Source organism: Leptolyngbya sp. CCY15150 (assembly GCF_016888135.1).
Classification (GTDB): domain Bacteria; phylum Cyanobacteriota; class Cyanobacteriia; order RECH01; family RECH01; genus RECH01.
On record NZ_JACSWB010000096.1, the window covers coordinates 1 to 253 of the forward strand.

General features: G+C 56.1%; 1 pseudogene. It reads right to left on the bottom strand.

Annotation, left to right across the window (positions count from 1 at the left end):
* Positions 1-253: pseudogene (locus JUJ53_RS00845) on the bottom strand (photosystem II q(b) protein); the annotation flags it as partial.

A 253-nucleotide genomic window follows, 5' to 3' on the forward strand; every position in this document is an offset into this window, starting at 1 on the left:
ACTGGTAAGGACCACCGTTGTACAACCACTCATCTAAGGAAGCTGCTTCCCAGATGGGGTAGAAGTGCAAGCCAATGGCGTTGGACGAAGGCACAACTGCACCGGAGATGATGTTGTTGCCGTAGATCAAGGAACCTGCAACAGGCTCGCGGATGCCGTCGATGTCAACGGGAGGGGCTGCCACGAAGGCAATGATGAAACAGATGGTGGCGGTGAGCAGGGTGGGGATCATCAGAACGCCGAACCAGCCTAC